The sequence below is a fragment of the Duganella sp. GW822-FHT06D06 genome, assembly GCF_058799615.1.
Map to the genome: position 1 here is coordinate 382,931 of NZ_JBXALQ010000005.1, position 18,287 is coordinate 401,217.

Here is an 18,287-nt window from a genome sequence, read left to right on the forward strand (position 1 = left end):
GTCAATTAGGGGACAATAGTGTTTAACAAAAATTACAAGCATCACGCGACTACGACCATGACCACCATCAAGATGACGCCACTGGCGCTGGCCTTGTTCGCCATGGGAGCCCAAGCGCAGCAGGCATCGACCGCCCAACCCGGCCAGCTGGAGACCGTGGTGGTGACCGCCAACAAGCGCGTCGAAAAACTGGAAAGCGTGCCGATGGCGATCTCGGTCATGAGCGAGCAGGAAATCCAGCGCGCCAACATCCGCGAGTTCGAGGACGTGGTCAACATGATGCCCTCGCTGACGCTCAACTCCGGCACCACGGCGGCCAACAACGCCATCTTCATGCGCGGCATCGGCACCGTCTCGGTCGGCATCGGCGTCGAGTCGGACGTGGCCGTGATCATCGACGACATCCCCATCGCCACCCAGTTCCAGGCCTTCAAGGACCTGGCCGACGTGGCCCGCATCGAAGTGCTGAAGGGGCCGCAGAGCACGCTGTTCGGCAAGTCGGCGGTGGCCGGCGCGGTCAACATCGTGACCAAGCCGCTGTCCGGTCCGATGACTTATCGCGGCAGCACCTACCTGAGCAACGACCATGAGTGGCGCGTCAACGCCTCGATGGGCGGCCGCATCAACGAGCAGTTCGCCATGCGCATCGCCGCCAGCAACACGCGGCTGCCGGGCACCTTCCACAACCTGACCGACGGCCGCGACGTCAACGGCTCGGGCGGCAAGACCTTCCTGGCCAAGCTGCAATGGACGCCGCTGGACAACCTGTCGATCGACCTGACGCCGCACTACAATTTTTCGGAAAACACCCGTGGCGTCACCGCCATCAACGGCTTCTTCCTGCGTAGCGGTTCGGCCGCCGCCGGCAACCTGGTGTCGACCCCGGTCGGCCTGAGCGGCGCCTACCTCAACGGCAATCCGCTGCTGCCGGCCACGGCGGTGCTGGCCGGCATCAACGTCAACGATCCGAACAACCGCAACGTGCGGCGCGACTTCCCGACCGGCCTGGTCTCCAGCGACCGTGGCACCGGCTTGAAGGTGAGCTACACCTTGCCGAATGATGCGCAACTGATGTCGATCACGTCGGTGGACAAATACCTGGCCAACGATTTCCGCGACCAGGATTTCACCGACGTGCCGACCATCGCCGAAGCGGGCAAGACCGCGCTGACGCAGGGGAACAACCAGTACGGCAGCTACGACATCCGCGCCAAAACGCAGGAGTTCCGCTACGTCTCGCCGGACCAGGGCAGCTTCAAGTACGTGGCCGGCCTGTGGCTGGCGCATAACGAGATCTACCGCCACTTCATCCGCGGCTACTGCGTGGCGCCGACCTTGTGCAACGGCAGCTCCAACTCCAGCCCGACCAACTACTACACCGACATCTACAACACCAACAAGGCCTTGTTCGGCCAGGCCTCGTGGGAATTCGCGCCGACCTGGACGCTGGAAGCGGGCCTGCGCGACAACCAGGAAACCTCGGGCTTCCACTATGCGCGCAACTACTACACCAACCAGGTGGACCGCGCCAGCTTCGTGCCGGGCGCGGTGGGCGTGGACCAGTTCCAGAGCACCGGCAACTCGGACCGCTCCTACACCGGCAAGGTCAGCTTGCAGAAGCAGGTCACGCCGGAGTTGATGGTGTACGTGATGGGCGCGACCGGCTACAAGGGCAAGGCGTACGACGTGACGTCCGGCCTGAAGGCGGTGGCGGCGTTCCCGGTGCGTCCGGAAACCAGCCAGACGATGGAGCTCGGCGCCAAGGCCAACCTGTTCAACAACCGCATGTCGGTGGCGGCCACGGTGTACAACTCGGAGTTCTTCAACTACCAGCAGAACGTCACCTACGTGCTGCCGAACGACCCGACCATCTACAGCCAGCTGAACTCGATCCCGCGCATCCGCACGCACGGTTTTGAGCTCGACGCCAACCTGCTGGCGGCCAAGGACCTGACCATCAACGCGGCGCTGGCGTTCACCTTGCCGACGATCGAGAAGTGGGCCAACGGTCCGTGCTTCGCCGACACCACCAACGTCGCGGTCGGCACGACCAAGCTGGCGGCGAATGGATCGCTGGCCGGCCAGAACCCGAGCTGCTTCCCGATCGCGCCCGGCTCGACCACCGGCGTGCAGAATCTGGACCACAGCATCTTCCCCGGCACGCCGAAGATCAAGCTGAACCTCGGCGCCAACTACGAGTTCCCGGTGCCGCGCTTGCCGGTGAATGGCTTCGTCAACGTCAACGTGCGTTACCAGGGCGAGTACAACACCAACATCAACAACGACCCGCGCTCGGTCAACGCCGGCTACAGCATTACCGACCTGGGCTTTGGCGTGAAGGACCAGAAGGGGCGTTACGGCATCAGCTTCCGGGTGAACAATCTGTTCGACCGCTTCTACATCCCGAACGCCAACGCCAGCGGCCCGGCCTTCCGCTCCGGCCCGACGGCCACCTCGCCGGCGCTGACCGTCAACAGCTGGGTGCCGCCGCGCGACGTGTTCCGCTACTTCAGCGTCAAGCTGGACGTGAAGTACTAACCCCGCGGGGGTCAAGTCTGACATTCGGACACGAGCTCTACCGTAGCTGCTGCTACGGTAGAGCTCGTGTCCGAATGTCAGACTTGACCCCCGATTGTTTTTGCGGGCTGTATGCGCATACAGTATAATTCTGGCATGACGCTTACCGCCCAACACGGCTTTATCCTGACTCGCCACTGGCGAGATGCGGCTAATGGGACGGAGATCGAGTTCTGGCTGGCGACCGACGACGGCCCGAAAAAGATCCGCCTGTCCGCCCAGACTTCGGTGGCCTTCGCCGAGGCCCGGCAGCGCTCGGCCATCGAGGCGCTGATCGACGACAAGTCCGGCATCGAAGTGCGCGAGCTGGACTTGAAAACCTTTCAGCAGGAACCGGTCGTCGGCATCTACGCTTCCCGCTACAAGCAACTGACCGCGCTGGAGCGCACTCTGCGCGAGCATGGCATCAAGATGCTTGAGGCCGATATCCGCCCGCCCGAGCGTTATCTGATGGAACGCTTCATCACCGCCGCAGTGCAGTTCGAGGGCGGCCGCGCGGAAGGCGCCGCCGTCATCCACAACTGCAAGCTCAAGCCCGCGCCCGACTACCGCCCCAAGCTGAAAATGGTGTCGCTCGATATCGAAACCAGCGCCTTCGAGGACTTGTATTCGATCGCGTTGGAGGGCTGCGGCCAGCGCCAGGTCTATATGCTGGGCGCGCCGCAGGAGTCGTCGCAGCAGATCGACTTCGAACTGGAATACTGCGCCACGCCGCGCCAACTGCTCGAGAAACTCAACGCCTGGTTCGTCCGTCACGATCCGGATGTGCTGGTCGGCTGGAACGTGGTGCAGTTCGACCTGCGCGTGCTGCAAAAAAACGCCGACAAGCACAAGATCCCGCTGGCGCTGGGCCGCGAGGGCAAGACCATCGAATGGCGCGAGCATCCGGGCAAGCAGGGCTATATGTTCGCGCCGGTGGTCGGCCGCATCGTCCTCGACGGCATCGATGCGCTGAAGGCTGCGTCGTGGACCTTCCCGTCCTTCAGCCTGGAGAACGTGTCGCAGGCCATGCTGGGTGAGGGCAAGGATATCGGCGACGTCTACGACAAGATGGCCGAGATCGAACGCCGCTTCCAGCACGACAAGCCGGCGCTGGCCCACTACAACCTGAAGGACTGCGAACTGGTCACCCGCATCTTCGACAAGGCCAACCTGCTGGCCTTCATGATCGAACGCGCCACGGTGACGGGCTTGCAGGCCGATCACCTGGGCGGATCGATCGCCGCCTTCGGCCACCACTACCTGCCGCGCATGCATCGCGAAGGCTATGTCGCGCCCAGCGTCGGCGACGTCTCTGGCGGCGCTTCGCCGGGCGGCTTCGTCATGGACTCCAAGCCCGGCCTGTACGACTCGGTCGTGGTGCTCGATTACAAGAGCCTGTATCCGTCGATTATCCGCACCTTCCTGGTCGATCCGGTGGGCCTGGTCGAAGGCGAGAACACCGCCGACCAGTCGACCGTGGTGGAGGGCGTCAACGGCACCGTGTTCTCGCGCACCAAGCACTGCCTGCCCGAAATCACCACCCAGATCTGGAAGCAGCGCGACGCCGCCAAGCGCGCCAGGAACGAGCCGCTGTCGCAGGCGCTGAAGCTGCTGATGAATTCCTTCTGCGGCGTGCTGGGCGCGACCGAATGCCGTTTCTTCAACCCGCGCCTGGTCTCCTCGGTCACGCTGCGCGGCCACCAGATGATGAAGCAGACCCGCGAACTGGTCGAGGCGGAAGGCTACGACGTCATTTACGGCGACACCGATTCCATCTTCATCTGGCTGAAAAAGGAATACCAGAACAGCGAGGCGCTGGCCATCGGCGAAGGCCTGGCCGGCAAGATCAACACGTGGTGGCGCACCATGCTGATGGAAAAACACGGCCTCGAATGCCACCTCGAGATCGAATTCGACACGCACTACCAGAAGTTCTTCATGCCCACCATCCGCGGCACGGAGACGGGCAGCAAGAAGCGCTACGCCGGCCTGATCATCAACGCCAGGGGCGAAGAAGAAGTCATCTATCGCGGCCTGGAAGTGGCGCGCAGCGATTGGACGCCGCTGGCGCAGCAGTTCCAGCAAGGCCTGTTCAGACGCATCTTCAAGGACCAGCCCTACCAGGAATTCGTGCGCGACTATGCGCGCAAGACCATGTCCGGCGACTTCGACGAGTTGCTGGTGTACCGCAAGCGCCTGCGCCAGCGGCTGGACGAATACAAGGTCAACGTGCCGCCGCAAGTGCGCGCCGCGCGCTTGGCCGACGAGTACAATCAGGCGCAGCATCGCCCGCTGCGCTACCAGAACGGCGGCTGGATCAGTTATGTGATGACCACCAGCGGCCCCGAACCGACCGAAGTGATGCGCTCGAATATCGACTACGAGCACTACTTGACCAAGCAACTGCAGCCGATCGCCGATTCGATCCTGCTGCCGATGCACGACAGTTTTACCAACCTGACCACGGCGCAAGCCAGCCTTTTCTAACACGGAGATAGCATGAGCGATTTCAAGAAACTGCACGACGGAAGTAAACTGCTGCACCTGCCCAACGCCTGGGACGCCGGCAGCGCAAGACTGTTCGAAAGCCTGGGTGCACCGGCCATCGCCACCACCAGCGCCGGCGTGGCCTGGGCCGCCGGCTATGCCGATGGCGGCCCGATGCCGGTCGACGTGGCGGTCAACGTCGCCGCCAGCATCGCGCGCGTGTTGACGGTGCCGCTGTCGGTGGACATGGAAAACGGCTATTCGGACGACGCCGACGCGGTCGCGCAAACGGTGCTGCGCCTGATCGATATCGGCGTGGCCGGCATCAACCTGGAAGACGGCAACGACGCGCCGCAATTGCTGGCCGCGAAAATCACCGCGATCAAGAAGCTGGCGGCGCAGTCGGGCAAGCAGATCTTCATCAACACCCGCACCGACGTCTACCTGAGAGGCCTGGCGCCGGAAGGCGAACGCGTGGCCGAAGTGTTGAAGCGCGCCGCGCTCTACAAGGAAGCCGGCGCCGACGGCCTGTTCGTGCCGGGCATTTGCAAGGTCGATGAGATCAAGGCGGTGGTGGCCGGCGCCGGCTTGCCGGTCAATGTGATGGACTGGCCGGGCCTGCCGTCCGCCGCCGAACTGCACCAGCTGGGCGTGCGCCGCCTGAGCGCGGGCTCCGGTATTTCGCAAGCCTTGTGGGCGGTCGCCGCCGACATGGCCAAGGACTTCCTGGCCACCGGCAGCGCCGGTCCGCTGGTCGAGAAAGCGATGCCGTACGGCGATCTGCAAAAACTGTTTATCGTCGCACGCTAATAAACGGCAAGGGCATCGCCGTAACGATGCCCTTGCCGCGGACGCGTGAGTTGCTTACGCCGGTTGGCGGCCAGCGCCGACGGCGCGGCGCTGGTCGAAGCTGTAGGCGCCGGCGCCGAAGGCCACCACTTGCAGCAGGCCGCCTGCCATGGCGATGTTTTTCAACAGGTGGATCATCTGGTTCTGGTCGCCGACCGCGTGGTGGAAGGCCAGGCCGGTGACGATCGAGAAGGCCGCCAGTCCCGCCGCCACCAGGCGGGTCTTGATGCCGAACGCCAGCAGCAGGCCGCCGCCCAGTTCGACCGCGATGGCGATCGCCAGGCCCAGCGTGGCGAACGGCAGGCCGGACGATTCGATATAGCCTATCGTCGCGGCCGGCGCGAACAGCTTGCCGACGCCGCTCATGACGAAGATGGCGGCCATCAGGACGCGGCCGATTGCCGGGATGACGGAAGTGTTGGTGTTGTTCATGATCTTTCCTTTGCTATGAGTTGGATTACATCAAATTTGCCGAACGCAGCTGGCTGCCGATGCGTTCGATTTCTGTTTCGCCTTGCGCCAGTGCGGCCTCGCTGCTGTGTACCGAGTAATACCCTGTGACCAGATCGTGCGGATGTTTGACCGCCGAGCCGAGCACGAATTCCGTCTCGCCGTCGGCGACGAAGTCGATGGCCTGGCCGCCTTCCTCGAACACCGCCAGCTCGCGGCCGATCACCGCCTCGCCCACCTGCAGCGCACCGTCCGCCACCGCGACCCAGGCCACGTCATGGCCGGCCGGCGGCTGGTAGCGCCAGCGTTCGCCGTCACCCAGCTTCACATGCAGGTAGGTCAGCGCAGCGCGCGGCTGGATGCGGCTGGCGGCGTCGCCGTAGCGGCCGAGGATCACCCTGGCCGGACCGCTGCTGGTCACATGCTCGGCCGCCAGGTACTGGCTGTGCGCCGGGCCGTTTTCATCTTCCGGCGGCAGCGCCAGCCACAGCTGGAAGCCGTGCACCGGCACGTTTTCGGCGGGACCGCCGTCGTGCCAGACGCCATTGCCTGCGCTCATCCACTCGACGCCGCCGCTGTGCAGCACGCCTTCGCTGCCGGTGGTTTCGCGGTAGGCCATCGCGCCTTCCATGATCACGGTGGTGGTGGCGATGCCGGAGTGCGGATGCATGCCCATCTTGCCGCCACGGCCGGCTTCCATGCGGAAGCGGTCGAGGAACACGAAGGGCTTGATCATCTGGCCGACGTCGCCGGGACTCGCCAGGCGGGTGATCGGACCACGGGTGCTGCCTTTGGTGCGGAATGCGATGTTGCGGTTCATTGCTTGCTCCTGGTTGGTTGCAGTGCATGGAGAGCATCTTAGGTCGGCGCTATCCATCTGAATAGCCTATATAATTGGATGGATAGTATCCAAGGAGTAGATACATGCTTGACGCCATGTCGATGGACCAGCTGCGCACCTTTATCGCCGCAGCCGACGAAGGAAGTTTCTCGGCCGCCGGCCGCAAGCTGCGCCGGGCGCAGTCGGTGGTCAGCACCACGCTGGCCAACCTGGAGCAGCAGGTGGGCTTCGCGCTGTTCGAGCGCACCGGCCGCTATCCGCGGTTGACGGAGGCGGGCGGGGCGCTGCTGGAGCAGGCGCGCGCCGCCGTCGGCGGCATGGATGCGTTCAAGGCCAAGGCGCGCACGCTGGCCGAGGGGCTGGAGCCGGAACTGGCGGTGGCCGTCGACGTGATGTTCCCGATCGCCACGCTGACGGCTGCGGTGCAGGCGTTCAAGGCGGAATTTTCCGCCACGCCGTTGCGGCTGTACGTGGAGGCGCTGGGCGCGGTGGTGCAGCCGCTGATCGCCGGCAGTTGCCGGGTGGCGATCATCGGCTCGCTGCCGGAAATTCCGGCCGGTTGCGCGTCGGAATTCCTGCTCAGCGTGAAGGCGGTGTGCGTGGCCGCGCCCTGCCATCCGCTGGCGGCGGCGCCGGCGCAGATTCCGCAGGCGGAGGCCGCGCAGCACGTGCAACTGGTGCTGACCGACCGCTCGACGCTGACGGCCGGGCGCAACTTCGGCGTGGTGGCGGCGCAGACCTGGCGGCTGGCCGACCTCGGCGCCAAGCATGCCTTCCTGCGCGCCGGCCTGGGCTGGGGCTACATGCCGCTGCACATGGTGGAGGACGACCTGCGCACCGGCAAGCTGGTGCGCATCGCGCTGGAGGCGCACGCCCCGCTGGGGCCGGGCTTCTCGATGCACGCCATCCACATGCGCGACCATCCGCCGGGACCGGCCGGACGCTGGTTCATCAATCAGCTGAAACTGGTTTGACGCGGCTTGGCCGCGACGCTTGGTGTAGCAAAAAACAAACATTCTGCCGTCGCCGGTGCCGGTCGCCGGCGACGCCCTCGCGTCCTTTCCGGACGGTCGAATTTGCTTGACGTTTAAATTACTTCCTCATAGGAGAGCGCTGCTCTTTCGCCCGCCCGCTAACTGCCAGTTACAAGTTTCCACTAGGAATGGCGGTTGCCGCCTGAGAAACTTGGTTACATTTTCCTTACAATTTAGTTGGGTGTTGCCTTTGACAGACGGGTGCGCCGATCACAGAATCGGCCTCACACCGGCTTACAAAAACGCCAATTTTTAGGCGTTTTCAACCTTGGCAACGCGCTACCGCGCGCGGCCGGAAGGACGGTGTGGTGTTAGCGGTATCCCTCTAACCTGTGTGTAAAGGAAAAACCATGACTTTGAATAAAGCAATGATGGCGTTGTTACTGTCTCTGGCCGGCGGTGCTGCGATGGCCGTGCCGCATTCCACAACAGTTGATTTCTCCAAGGGGCTGGAAGGCTGGCGGGGCATGCAGCCGCTGGACGGCAACGGCGGCTCCGGCATCGACACCGGCATGGGCCAGGGCGCGCCGGCGCTGCGCACCGTGATGGAGAACTTTGGCGTGGACTGGAGCACCAATAGCAACCAGGCCTTCCTCGGCGACTATACCAGGCTGCAGGGCGTGACCTTGGGCCTGGACATCTCTGCGCAGCAGATTTACTTCTTCAACCGCGAGGTGTCGCGCAACGTGATCGTCGAGCTGCGCGACTACGACAACACGCCGTCCGGCTTGCCGTACACCAGCGTGTTCTACAACCTCGGCAGTATCGATTCGACCAAGGGCTGGCAGCATCTGTCGGTGACTATCGGTGACACCAACTCGACGCTGCTGCCTGCCGGATGGGGTGGCTACGGCGGCCCCGACGCGCAAGGGCCGACGCTGCCGGCCGGCCGCACCTTCGCCAGCGTGCTGGCCAGTGTCGATGAGGTGGTGTTCACGACCTTGCAGCCCGGCTATGTCTACGGCTACACCAACTTCGACATCGCGATCGACAATGTGTCGATCACCGCCGTGCCGGAACCGTCGACCTACGGCATGCTGATCGGCGGCATGGGACTGGTCGGCTGGATGGCGCGCCGCAAAGCGCGCACGGCGGCGTAAGCCTGCCGCATAGCTGTCGGAGAGTGGGGCCCCGCCCTCCGATCGATGTGTGGTGGATTTATTTGGCTGCGGGCGGTGGCAGTTCGGAATATTCCTTGAGCAGGGCGGAAAATTCCCGCACGCCGGCGGAGCCCAGCCAGGACCACATCTTCTCCACCTGGGCGGCATGCGCGGCATAGTAGCCGGCGCTGGCGGCCAGCCAGATGTGGTCGGAAAAAATTGGCTGCGGCAGGCGGACGACGGCGCCCTGGTATTTTTGGGCGATGTAGGCGTCCATGTCGTTCGGCGAGGTGACGGAGACCGCGAAGCCGTCGATCCGGTGCAGCCTGAGCTTTTCCAGATTGCGCGCGATATCGACCGCGCCGCTGTCGACTTTCAGGCCCAGCGCCAGCATGCGGGCCTTGTAGCTCGATCCCAGGGTGATGCCCAGCGGGCGGTTTTGAAAATACCGGGCCGGGTCGGTGGCCGCCGGTATCCGGTCGGCGCTGCGGACGAACACGACGATGTTCAGCGCCAGCGCGCGGCTAATGTCCGGGTGGTGGTTTTTGTCGAGCGGGAAGACGATGCCGGCGGTGTCCGCGGCGCTGGAGTCCATCGGGGCGAACTCTATTTCGCCGGCGACCAGGGCCGGCTTGATGCGCATCACCGGCAGGCGTTTCAAGTCCGCCTGGCACCCCGTGCTGGCGGCGAAGCGCTGCACCAGTTCCGCCGACGCGCCGGGCTTGGCCGGCACCTCGGTGCCGGTTCCCAGCCAGTACGGCGGTCTTTCCTGGTCAAGGTAGCCAATTCGCACCGGTTCGCAGGCCGCCGCGCCGTTGCCCAGGCTGCTGCTCATGGCGAAAGTCACCGCGAAGATGCCGAATTTCATGAATCGTCCAGATGCCAACAATAATTATTGGCAGCATTATGACAGCAGCGAGCCGGTCGCGCCGATACGCGCAGGGCAAACGGGCGCGTGCTTGATCAGTCCAGTGTCCACACATAGCTCAAGCTGGCCCAGACCGGTTCGCCCTGGCCGTCGCTGCCGGCCGGTTTGAACTTGCACTGCGAGAGCGCGCGGCGCGCGGCCTTGTCGAGATCCGGGAAGCCGCTGGACTTCTGCACTTTCGATTCGAGCACCCGGCCGTCATTCCCCACCAACAGCGCCAGCAGCACCGTGCCGCTCTCGCCGCTCAGATAGGAATTGGGCGGATACTTGGGCGGGACGCAAGCGCGCGCGTCGACGATGACGGCGGTGCGCGGCGCCGCACGGCCGGCGTCGGCCACGGGCTTGGCTTCGTTGCGCGCAGGCTCGGCCGCGACCGGGCGCTCGGCCTCCCGGCTCGCTTCGGGCGTTGGGGCCGGCTTGGCGGCCAGTATCGGCGGCGCTGCGGAACTCGCCTTTGGCGCCTCGGCCGCCTTGACCGGTTCGGCTGCCTTGAGCGTTTCGGCCGCCTTCGCTGCTGGCGGCGGCTTGACGCTGGAAGCCTGGGTAGGCACGTCCAGCTTGTGCAGGCCCAAACCCATGCTCTTCAACATGGCCGTCAGGCGCTCATATTCGGACGCCTTGCTGGCGGGGGCGGGCGCCGGCGGCGCCTTCGGCGCCGCGGCCGGCTTCGAAGCCTCGGCGGCGTCGCTGCCGCGCCCGGACGGCGCCGACGCCTGGGGCGCGCCGACAGCTGGGGACTTGGCTGGCGAGTCGTGGTCCGCGGCCGGAGCCACCGGTTCCGGGGGCGGCGCATACATGGCGGCCTGTTCCAGGCGCATCATCGATTGGTTGTCTTTCCAGTTGAACCATAAGATGACGACGATGGACAGGGCAAGGAAACCGAACAGCAGGCTGGTATTGCGTACCCGGCGGCCTCGCGCGTGCTGGCTGATGAAGTCGAGCAAGGCATCCAGGTTTTTCCCGGGCTTGCGCTCAGACGTGGCCGGAGCCGGGCGGCTAGCCCGGCCCGACTCATTCATGGCAAACGGCGTATAGACGACGGTGGGGTCGCCCAGATCGACGGTGCTTTGAAAGCTGTAGTGCTTTTCACGGGCGCGCTGCTCGCTCAGGATCTGCAAATCGTACAGTTCCCGTTGATCCGCATCGGACAACACGGTGTATGCCGCGTTCAGGCGCGCCATCATTTGCTCGGCATGATGGTTGCCGATATTTTTATCCGGATGATGCTTTTGCGACAGTGAACGATAGGCGGCGCGAATGACCTCTGGGGGCGCGTCGCGGGTGACGTTGAGACTCTCGTAATGGCTGTGAAGTTTTGTCATCGGAAATAGCTACAACGATAGATTTCTGGCACCCCAGAGGACTAGGAACTTGCAATTTTATTCAGTGATGCAAGATACTATATTGAAATCATTGCTGAAACGCAGTTCTATGCCCAGGTTTTGAAAAAATGGCTTAAATACAACAGTTGTAGAATACACACGGCGATTGCCGGACGCCCTCCACGCTGCACGGGGGTAGTAGAATAATTACAATATAGAAATGTTTATTACTTGATAGCCATCCTTTGGCATGGTGACGCCATACCGTCCCGGTGGTAGTCTTAAGTCAGCCGGCATTGCCCGCGCCGTACTTCAGCTAAACGATCGGAGAGGGGTTGGAATGCAACATCTGTATGCTTGCGCTGCGCGCACTTTGAGCACGGGAGCCGCAGGTGCTTGATTTTGTTGAGCAGAAACTCATGCCGCCGGCGACCGCCTGTCGCCTGATGCCGCGCGCCGAGGTCATGGCCGGGCTGGAGGCGGCGCGCCAGCACCGCATCCTGCTGCTGCGCGCGCCGGCCGGCTATGGCAAGACCTCGATGCTGCGGCTGTTCCATTCGCGGCTGGCGGAGCAGGGCGCCCGGGTCGCCTGGCTGACGTTCGACGGCGCCGACCGCGATCCCGCGCGTCTGCTGTTGAGCCTGCGCGCGGCCTTGCTGGGCGGCGACCAGCAAAGCGTGCTGAGGGCCACCAACATCACCCATTTGTTCCTGGACGACGTCGAACGCCTGGACGAAGCGGCGATCCGGCTGTTGCTGTCGGTGATAGGCGAAGTATTGCCGCCGCCGCTGCAGGTCTATCTCGGCAGCCGCAGCCTGCATCAGGTCAGCGTCGCCAACCTGAAGGCCAAGCACATCCTGCTGGAGATGAACCTGGAGAACCTGCGCTTCGTCGAGACGGAGACGGAAGCCTATCTGCACCAGGCCAATCTGTTCCTGTCCGACGAGGAAGTGCGCTGGCTGCACCAGGTCACCGAGGGCTGGCCGGCGGCGATCGAGCTGCTGGTGCTGGCCTGGAAGCGGATACAGGGCAGCGTCGCCCAGGGCTTGCCCGACTTGCACGGCTTGAACGACCTCAGCGAATACCTGGCGGAGGAAGTGCTGCGGGCCCAGCCCGACGACGTGCAGGCTTTCCTGATCTCCACCGCGCTGCTGCAATCGTTCTGCGTGGAGCTGGCCGACGCCGTGCGCGGCAGCGACGACAGCGCCCAGCTGATCGCGCGCATCCGCTTGTCCGGCTTGCCGATCCAGCCGATCGGCGCACACTGGTTCCGCTATCACCCATTGTTTTCCGGCCACATCGTGCGCCACCACCAGCCGCCCCGCAGCGGCGCCGCAGCCATTTACACGCGCGCGGCGGCCTGGCTGGCCGGCCATGAACGCAGCCTGGAAGCCTACGATTGCTATGTCAAGGCCGGCGAGCTGGAGCGCGCGGCCGACGTGCTGGAATCGCTGGCCGAGTTGCTGCGCGCGCGCGGCCAGTTCCCCAGCCTGCTGCGCTATTGCGCGCAGTTGCCGGAGGCCTTGCTGCGCCAGCGGCCGCGCATCAGCCGCTGCCTGCTGGTCGGGCTGACGTATTCGCCGCAGCGCCAGGAGGCGCAGCGCTGGATGGACTACTTCCGCCAGCAAGCCGCCACGCCGGGCAGCGATCCGGCCTACGGCGACGGCTTGCGCGCCTTCGAGCCGGTGCAGGCCTTCCTGGCTGGCGACGTGGCCGGCAGCATCCGCCTGGCCGAGCGCCACTGGCCCGCCCAGCAGCAGGCCCATCCCTACGAACGCGGCGTGCTGGCCAGCAGCATGGCGTATGCCTATCTGGTGCAGGGCTCGCTGCCGCAAGCGGTGCAAATGCTGATCGAGGCCCGCCGCATCTGCAGCGACTCGGGCAGCGCGACCACCATGTCGGTGGTGATTTTCCTGCAAGCCTATATGGACGCCATGCAGGGACGGCTCGATACGGCGCTGGATCACCTGGGCATGCTGGAGCAGCTGCATCAACAGCACGGCGCCACCATCCCGGCGGCCTTGATGTACACCTTCGGCGGCGGCCTGCTGCTGTTGCTGCTGTACGAACGCAACCGCATCGACGACGTCGCCAGCCACGTCAAACTGGCGCGCGGCATGGCCGGCATCGTCCTGCCGTGGGATACCGCCAGTTCGCTGCTGGTGGCGCAGGCGCGGCTGACGGCCTTGCAGGGCGGCCTGCCGGGCGCCAAGCGCTGGCTGGAGGGCGAAATCATGAAGGCGCGCCGGCATGCGCCGCCGCAGGTGCGCACCGCGCTGGAAAACGAGTTGTCGCGGCTGGTGGTGGTGCTGGACAACCGGCCGGCCATCGCCGGCTATGCCGCGCAAATGCATTGCGACGCCGTGGCGCCCTCGCCATGGATCTTCAGCAGCCAGGAAATCGATGGCGCCGGCATCGCGCAGGCGCGGCTGGCGATCGCCAGCGGACAGCAAGAGCAAGCCTTGCTGCTGTTGCCGCGCTTGCTGGACCAGGCGCTGGCGATGGGGCGCTTTTGGCGCGCGGCCAAATTGAGGGCGCTGCTGGCGCTGGCGCTGGAGCGCAGCGGCCAGTCGGGCGCCGCGCTGGCGCAGCTGGTGCGGGCGCTGGAACAGGGCGCGCAGTCCGGCTTGTTCCGCACCTTCCTGGACGAGGGCGTTGCGCTGCTGGACTTGCTGAAGAAATTGCAGGGCCAGGCGCCGCAACTGCTCAGCGCGGCGGCCAGGGCCCACCTGGCCGCCCTGCTGGCCTGCGCCGCCGCGCCGGCCAGCGGCCGGCCGCCGGCGGCGACGCTGACCTCGGCCGAGCGCGGCCTGCTCACGCTGGTGGCGCAGGGCCAGAGCAACCGCCAGGTCGCGCTCAACCTGGGCTTGTCGATCAATACCGTGAAATGGCACCTGGCCCAGATCTTCGCCAAGTTCGGCGTCGCCAACCGGGTGCAGGCCGCCAACCTGGCGCGCCAGGCCGGCCTGCTCGACCAGCCCGCTACGGCCGAACGGGCCGCTGCGCACTAGCGGGCAGGCGCGCCAGCGCGGCATTGAAGCGGGCCAGCAGGCTGTCTTCGACCAGCTTGCTGCACATCAGGTAGCGCTTGTAGCCGGCGGGCATCTCGGCAAAGGTGATGATTTGCGATCCGCCGGTGCTGGTCGAGTAGTACTTCAGGTAGTGCTGGATTTCCTCGATCGGCGCGAAGGTCAGCTGGGCGCGCCCGACTTCGATCATTCTGAATACCTGCGGCATGTCGGCATGGGTTAGCTTGCCCTGCGCGCGCATGGCGCCCAGTTCCCGGTCCAGGTAGTCGCCGTAGACAAAGCCGACCTTCAGCAACACGGTCAGCTGTTCGTTGGCCAACATGGCGCGCACGCTGGTCTCGCCGACCGGCGCGGCCGGCAGGTTGGTGAAGGCCGCCCACGGCGTGTCCTGCGACAACGCCTCGCTGTACTTGGCGAACTGCTGGCGCTCCCGGGTCTTGTACCAGCCGACCGAGCAGACCCGTTCCTGGTTGGACTTCAGCCGCTGCAACTGGCGCAGCGCCGGCACTTCTCTCAGCGTCACGTCGATCCCCGCCTTCCTGAAGGCCGCCAGCGCGGGCCGCACGGCGATGCCGTCCATGACGCCGCCCGGCAGCACCACCAGGTAGGGCGGGCGCTGCACGATTTGCAGCTCCAGCGGCGCGGCGGCGCCAGCCAGGGCGGGCAGGCAGGCAAGCAGCGGCAGGCGGGAAATCAAGGTGAGGAGCGTCATGATGGCGGCGATGAGGATGTGCGTCCGCATCGTAGCGGGCGCGGCGCCGCCGCGCACCATGCCAAAGGATGGTGTCGCGCAATTCCGGCGCGGCCCACTCTTTAGCATGGTGACCGCGTCCGGGCGTGGCCGTAATGTCTGGCCGCAGCCAAGCGCTCCGCACTGGCCAACACCCCACCTGAAGAGAACCATGGATTTACTGCGTAAGCTCAAACTGTCCCGCCGCCTGGCCATGCTGGTCGCCATCTTCCTGACCGGCATGGCGGTCTACGGCCTGTGGTCGTTCAAGACACTGAACGAGCTGAAAGTCAGCGGCCCCCTGTACCAGCGCATCATGCAGGACAAGGACTTGATCGCCGACGTGCTGCCGCCGCCCGAGTACATCCTGGAATCCTACCTGGTCAGCTTCCAGCTGATGGCCGCGCTCGACGGCGCCGAGCAGGACGCGCTGCTGGCCCGCCTCGATACGCTCAAGCGCAGCTACAACAGCCGCCGCGCCTACTGGCAGGCGCAGCAGCTCGACGGCGAGGTGGCCGAGGCCCTGCTCAAGCAGGCCGACGCCCCGGCGCAACGGTTCTACGCCATCGCCTTCGCGCAACTGGCGCCGGCGGTGCAGGCGCGCGACCAGGCCGCCGCAACGGCGGCCATGCAGCGCATGAAGCAGGCCTATGGCCAGCATCTGGCGGCGATCACCCGCGTGGTTGAGCTCAGCAGCCTGCGCGCCGCCGCCAGCGAGGCCGAATCGGTCGCCCGGATCGCCTCGGCCACCTTGCTGATGCTGGCGATCCTGGCCTTGTCCATCGTGGCCGGCATCGTCGCCGCCGTGCTGATCGTGCGCAGCATCACCGGACCGCTGCACGACGCGGTGCGGGTGGCGCAGGTGGTGGCGTCGGGCGACCTGGCCAGCCAGATCGCCAGCGGCTACGACGACGAACCGGGCCAGCTGCTGCTGGCGCTGCAGCGCATGAACGACAGCCTGCGGGCGACGGTGGGGCGGGTGCGCAGCGGCACCGAAACCATCTCCGTGGCCGCGCGTGAAATCGCCGCCGGCAATATGGACCTGTCGGCGCGCACCGAGGCCCAGGCCAGTTCGCTGGAACAGACCGCCGCCGTCATGGAACAGCTGACCGCCACCGTGCGGCAGAACGCCGACCACGCGCAGCATGCCAACCAGCTGGCGCTGTCGGCGGCCGGCGTGGCGCAGCAGGGCGGCCAGGCGGTCGAGCGGGTGGTGGCCACCATGACGGCCATCAAGCACAGCTCGCACCAGATGGCCGACATCGTCGGCGTCATCGACGGCATCGCTTTCCAGACCAATATCCTGGCGCTGAACGCGGCGGTGGAAGCGGCCCGCGCCGGCGACCAGGGCCGTGGTTTCGCGGTGGTGGCGACCGAGGTGCGCAACCTGGCGCAACGCTCGTCCGGCGCCGCGCGCGAAATCAGGAGCCTGATCGCCGAGGCGGTCACGCGTATCGATGGCGGCGGCGCGCTGGCCGACGAGGCCGGCGCCACCATGCACAAGATCGTCGCCTCGGTGCAGCAGGTGACCGATATCATGAGCCAGATCGCCAGTGCCAGCAGCGAGCAGAGCGTGGGCATCGAGCAGGTCAACCGCTCGGTCTGCGCGATGGACGAGGCCACCCAGCAGAACGCCGCGCTGGTCGAACAGGCCGCCGCGGCGGCGGCCAGCATGCAGGAGCAGGCGGCCGGCATGCTGCGCGAGGTCGGGGTGTTCAAGCTGGCCGGCGACCGGCCGGCGCAGCGGACGGCCACCCACCCCATGCTTTCGCATGGCGACACGAGCTGGCGCGGCGGGCACCATGGCCGATTGGACTGAGCCCCGGCTCGTCGATTTTGGAGATGATGCCATGTCAACCGAGCGCGCGGCCTCGCCGCTGCCCAGCATGCTGAAAAAGCTGGGCGCCATTACCGCCATCCGCGACACGCAACTGGTGGAGCAGAGCTTGCTGCGCACGCTGGCGCCCATCGTCGGCGTGCTGGAAACCTCGCTGTACCGTATCAGCAGCCAGTACCAGATCACCCACATCCTGCACCATTCGCGCACCGGCTCGCGCAACAGCGACGGCGCCGAGCACATCTCGGAGCGCATCGACGCGATCCGCAACGAGACCAATATCGCCGAGCACATCAGGGAGGTGATCGACAATGTGCGCCTGCTGGGCCACGCCTGCCACCGCCGGCGCGGCGACGGCCTGATCTTTTGCTACCCGCTGCGCAGTGGCGAGCAGCAAAGCGGCTACCTGATCTTCGAGCGCGGCCATATCCTGACGCCGATGGAGGAGGCGGTGATCACCGGCGTGCTGCGGGTGTATTCCAACTACTACGCCTTGCTCGACTCCAGCCAGCGCGACCGGCTGACCGGCCTGCACAACCGCTATGCGATGGAGATCAGCCTGGAGCGCCTGTGGGAGGAATTGTCGGCGGCGGCGCCGCCGCGGCGCGATTGCTACTGGCTGGGCGTGCTCGATATCGACCATTTCAAGAGCATCAACGACCGCTTCGGCCATGTGATCGGAGACGAGATCCTGCTGCTGGTGTCGCGCGTGCTGGGCAAGACGCTGCGCCGCACCGACCTGCTGTTCCGCTACGGCGGCGAGGAATTCATCGCCATCGTCGAAGCGGGCGACCGGGCGGCGGCCAGCCAGCTGTTCGAGCGGCTGCGCAAGGCGGTCGGCGACTACAACTATCCGCAGGTGGGGCAGGTGACGCTGAGCGGCGGCTTCAGCATGGTGTCGACCACGGTGCTGCCGAAATCGGTGCTGGAACGCGCCGATCGCGCCATGTACGAGGCCAAGAAGGCCGGCCGCAATCGCGTCTGCCACTACGACACGCTGCGCGCCCAGGGCGTGCTGGAGGAGGTCGAGTCCGGCAGCATCACCTTGTTCTAGCGGTCCGCCACGGACAGCCGGGCTTCACTGTGAGCGGTACTTTCCGCATGAAAATCGTTATACTTGC

At 65.5% G+C, this 18,287-nt stretch carries 13 protein-coding genes; 8 read left to right on the plus strand and 5 right to left on the minus strand.

The features are described 5' to 3' along the window. Window positions 1-57 precede the first annotated feature (57 nt). The 3 genes from AC1RMD_RS12415 to AC1RMD_RS12425 all read left to right on the plus strand — a co-directional run bounded on the left by AC1RMD_RS12415 (window position 58) and on the right by AC1RMD_RS12425 (window position 5,856). Entirely contained in the window at window positions 58-2,538 is a 2,481-nt protein-coding gene (locus AC1RMD_RS12415) for a TonB-dependent receptor (protein WP_492926924.1), read from the plus strand. A 135-nt stretch (window positions 2,539-2,673) separates the two neighbouring features. Next, entirely contained in the window at window positions 2,674-5,046 is a 2,373-nt protein-coding gene (locus tag AC1RMD_RS12420; protein ID WP_492926925.1) for a DNA polymerase II, read from the plus strand. Window positions 5,047-5,058: 12 nt separating this feature from the next. Beyond that, window positions 5,059-5,856: an isocitrate lyase/PEP mutase family protein gene (locus AC1RMD_RS12425; protein WP_492926926.1), complete on the plus strand. Its 798-nt coding sequence runs from the start codon at window positions 5,059-5,061 to the stop codon at window positions 5,854-5,856. Between the two features lie 54 nt (window positions 5,857-5,910). On the opposite strand, the gene AC1RMD_RS12430 is transcribed toward AC1RMD_RS12425, so the two are convergent. Both AC1RMD_RS12430 and AC1RMD_RS12435 read right to left on the minus strand, forming a co-directional pair. Continuing rightward, a complete protein-coding gene (locus tag AC1RMD_RS12430) occupies window positions 5,911-6,327 on the minus strand; it encodes a DoxX family protein (protein WP_492926927.1) in 417 nt (138 codons plus the stop codon). Window positions 6,328-6,352: 25 nt separating this feature from the next. Further along, window positions 6,353-7,165 (minus strand): pirin family protein, encoded by an 813-nt coding sequence (locus AC1RMD_RS12435; RefSeq protein WP_492926928.1) that lies wholly within the window; start codon window positions 7,163-7,165, stop codon window positions 6,353-6,355. Between the two features lie 104 nt (window positions 7,166-7,269). Between AC1RMD_RS12435 and AC1RMD_RS12440 the strand changes: the two genes are divergently transcribed. Both AC1RMD_RS12440 and AC1RMD_RS12445 read left to right on the plus strand, forming a co-directional pair. Beyond that, window positions 7,270-8,160, plus strand: coding sequence for a LysR family transcriptional regulator (locus tag AC1RMD_RS12440; protein ID WP_492926929.1), 891 nt, complete (start codon window positions 7,270-7,272; stop codon window positions 8,158-8,160). A gap of 410 nt (window positions 8,161-8,570) precedes the next feature. Beyond that, window positions 8,571-9,320 carry a PEP-CTERM sorting domain-containing protein gene (locus tag AC1RMD_RS12445; protein ID WP_492926930.1) on the plus strand — a complete coding sequence of 250 codons (750 nt, stop codon included), beginning with the start codon at window positions 8,571-8,573 and terminating at the stop codon, window positions 9,318-9,320. Window positions 9,321-9,378: 58 nt separating this feature from the next. On the opposite strand, the gene AC1RMD_RS12450 is transcribed toward AC1RMD_RS12445, so the two are convergent. Next, window positions 9,379-10,188 (minus strand): hypothetical protein, encoded by an 810-nt coding sequence (locus AC1RMD_RS12450; RefSeq protein WP_492926931.1) that lies wholly within the window; start codon window positions 10,186-10,188, stop codon window positions 9,379-9,381. 95 nt (window positions 10,189-10,283) lie between these two features. After that, window positions 10,284-11,570 (minus strand): TonB family protein, encoded by a 1,287-nt coding sequence (locus AC1RMD_RS12455; RefSeq protein WP_492926932.1) that lies wholly within the window; start codon window positions 11,568-11,570, stop codon window positions 10,284-10,286. Window positions 11,571-11,989: 419 nt separating this feature from the next. Here AC1RMD_RS12455 and AC1RMD_RS12460 point away from each other — a divergent pair, with 419 nt between their 5' ends. Then, window positions 11,990-14,581 (plus strand): winged helix-turn-helix domain-containing protein, encoded by a 2,592-nt coding sequence (locus AC1RMD_RS12460; RefSeq protein ID WP_492926933.1) that lies wholly within the window; start codon window positions 11,990-11,992, stop codon window positions 14,579-14,581. Here AC1RMD_RS12460 and AC1RMD_RS12465 read toward each other — a convergent pair. Further along, window positions 14,553-15,311, minus strand: coding sequence for a hypothetical protein (locus tag AC1RMD_RS12465; RefSeq protein ID WP_492926934.1), 759 nt, complete (start codon window positions 15,309-15,311; stop codon window positions 14,553-14,555). The two genes, AC1RMD_RS12460 and AC1RMD_RS12465, sit on opposite strands and share 29 nt — an antisense overlap. A gap of 190 nt (window positions 15,312-15,501) precedes the next feature. On the opposite strand from AC1RMD_RS12465, the gene AC1RMD_RS12470 reads away from it, so the two are divergent. Together AC1RMD_RS12470 and AC1RMD_RS12475 are read left to right on the plus strand one after the other, a co-directional pair. Continuing rightward, window positions 15,502-17,148, plus strand: coding sequence for a methyl-accepting chemotaxis protein (locus AC1RMD_RS12470; protein ID WP_492926935.1), 1,647 nt, complete (start codon window positions 15,502-15,504; stop codon window positions 17,146-17,148). Window positions 17,149-17,179: 31 nt separating this feature from the next. Continuing rightward, window positions 17,180-18,220 (plus strand): GGDEF domain-containing protein, encoded by a 1,041-nt coding sequence (locus AC1RMD_RS12475; RefSeq protein ID WP_492926936.1) that lies wholly within the window; start codon window positions 17,180-17,182, stop codon window positions 18,218-18,220. The last annotated feature ends 67 nt before the right edge of the window (window positions 18,221-18,287 follow it).

Coding starts and splice junctions, on each gene's coding strand:
- AC1RMD_RS12450 (WP_492926931.1), bottom strand. CDS start 10,188: ATGAAATTCGGCATCTTCGCGGTGACTTTCGCCATGAGCAGCAGCCTG.
- AC1RMD_RS12425 (WP_492926926.1), top strand. CDS start 5,059: ATGAGCGATTTCAAGAAACTGCACGACGGAAGTAAACTGCTGCACCTG.
- AC1RMD_RS12470 (WP_492926935.1), top strand. CDS start 15,502: ATGGATTTACTGCGTAAGCTCAAACTGTCCCGCCGCCTGGCCATGCTG.
- AC1RMD_RS12455 (WP_492926932.1), bottom strand. CDS start 11,570: ATGACAAAACTTCACAGCCATTACGAGAGTCTCAACGTCACCCGCGAC.
- AC1RMD_RS12465 (WP_492926934.1), bottom strand. CDS start 15,311: ATGACGCTCCTCACCTTGATTTCCCGCCTGCCGCTGCTTGCCTGCCTG.
- AC1RMD_RS12435 (WP_492926928.1), bottom strand. CDS start 7,165: ATGAACCGCAACATCGCATTCCGCACCAAAGGCAGCACCCGTGGTCCG.
- AC1RMD_RS12440 (WP_492926929.1), top strand. CDS start 7,270: ATGCTTGACGCCATGTCGATGGACCAGCTGCGCACCTTTATCGCCGCA.
- AC1RMD_RS12460 (WP_492926933.1), top strand. CDS start 11,990: ATGCCGCCGGCGACCGCCTGTCGCCTGATGCCGCGCGCCGAGGTCATG.
- AC1RMD_RS12430 (WP_492926927.1), bottom strand. CDS start 6,327: ATGAACAACACCAACACTTCCGTCATCCCGGCAATCGGCCGCGTCCTG.
- AC1RMD_RS12420 (WP_492926925.1), top strand. CDS start 2,674: ATGACGCTTACCGCCCAACACGGCTTTATCCTGACTCGCCACTGGCGA.
- AC1RMD_RS12445 (WP_492926930.1), top strand. CDS start 8,571: ATGACTTTGAATAAAGCAATGATGGCGTTGTTACTGTCTCTGGCCGGC.
- AC1RMD_RS12475 (WP_492926936.1), top strand. CDS start 17,180: ATGTCAACCGAGCGCGCGGCCTCGCCGCTGCCCAGCATGCTGAAAAAG.
- AC1RMD_RS12415 (WP_492926924.1), top strand. CDS start 58: ATGACCACCATCAAGATGACGCCACTGGCGCTGGCCTTGTTCGCCATG.